Here is a 1078-nt window from a genome sequence, read left to right as displayed (position 1 = left end):
AACACATTAATCTAACACAATTATAACACCCTATAGGCCAGACACAGCAGCTATCCCCTGTGGATAACCTGCGGAAACAGCGGCACAATGGCATTCAAGAAGAAGTAAGAAGTTTAGCCTCTCTTTGTCGCCCTCGCCTATCAGAGGCGCTTAAGCGTTGCTTCTTAGGATGAGAGTATCTATCTGTTCATGGGCGGACAGGGTGCCCACAACTTTATTGGCATCCAATGATTTTTAAAGACTGGGAGGATGGCTTTGGGGCCTTCATTACCGAGTTTGAGGCATATCTAGATCACTTCCCCGATTACGGCGGGCATGAAAAGTATCTAGCCAAGTACCGCGAGGCACTGGATCTGGTCCGGACCCAAGGTCGCGAAAAATGCCGTGGAAAACCATTTCTCGATCTTCATTGCGCGATCATGCTCTTGCTCGATGGTCGACAAAAACTAACGCCCCCCCAAAAGGACCGGCGTGCAACGTTGGTATTCCGCTGGAAGCAACTGGAGAGATCCTCCAGTGCAAAGCCTGCAGGGCGAGGACATCGCATTGGTTATCCGGCAAACGTGTATCTAAAGGATAGCTGACCCGCTGGGTAATGCTGGCAGCCGACAAACCGTCCAAAGCTCCGCACCACTGTCGTCCAGACCAACAAGGAAAGTGCCATCATCGAAAGTCATCTATAAAGCGTCCTGGAGCAAGTACAGACGTGAACGTAGTGTCGGTTCAGTCATCAAGTTCAATCTCAATGCATGCGAGCTCGACGTCAAGCCTGCCGAATACACTCAAGACGTCCTTTTGATCTGCCGTTGGAATGATTGACGCGGGATACCTGGAAAAGCCGTTGATCTGCCCATACAGCCGAGCGTGTTTTCCGTAGCCATGTGAGAGCGTAACCCGCCGTCCTGGAGAACAATGCCTTTCATTCCAGCGAGATCCATAGAGGCGATACTCAGTGCTTTTAGTCCGGTTCTTGAACTGCTCGAAAAACTCTGTCCGCAAAAGTTTTTGTTCAAGCTGGATCATGACTTCGGCCAAAAGAACCGGGCGTGCCGCATCACCAAGCTGCACCGTATAGCCG

At 50.8% G+C, this 1078-nt stretch carries 1 protein-coding gene and 1 pseudogene; one reads left to right on the top strand and one right to left on the bottom strand.

The features are described from left to right. Positions 1 to 227 precede the first annotated feature (227 nt). The gene (locus WA429_RS21250) at positions 228 to 584 is read left to right on the top strand and encodes a hypothetical protein (RefSeq protein ID WP_287466880.1); all 357 of its coding nucleotides are present in this window, start codon (positions 228 to 230) and stop codon (positions 582 to 584) included. Between the two features lie 139 nt (positions 585 to 723). Here WA429_RS21250 and WA429_RS21245 read toward each other — a convergent pair. Further along, positions 724 to 1078: pseudogene (locus WA429_RS21245) on the bottom strand (hypothetical protein); the annotation flags it as partial.

The sequence above is a fragment of the Thalassospira sp. CH_XMU1420-2 genome, from assembly GCF_037029325.1.
In the GTDB taxonomy this organism is placed as follows: domain Bacteria; phylum Pseudomonadota; class Alphaproteobacteria; order Rhodospirillales; family Thalassospiraceae; genus Thalassospira; species Thalassospira povalilytica.
This window is presented reverse-complemented; position numbering and strand designations above follow the sequence as displayed.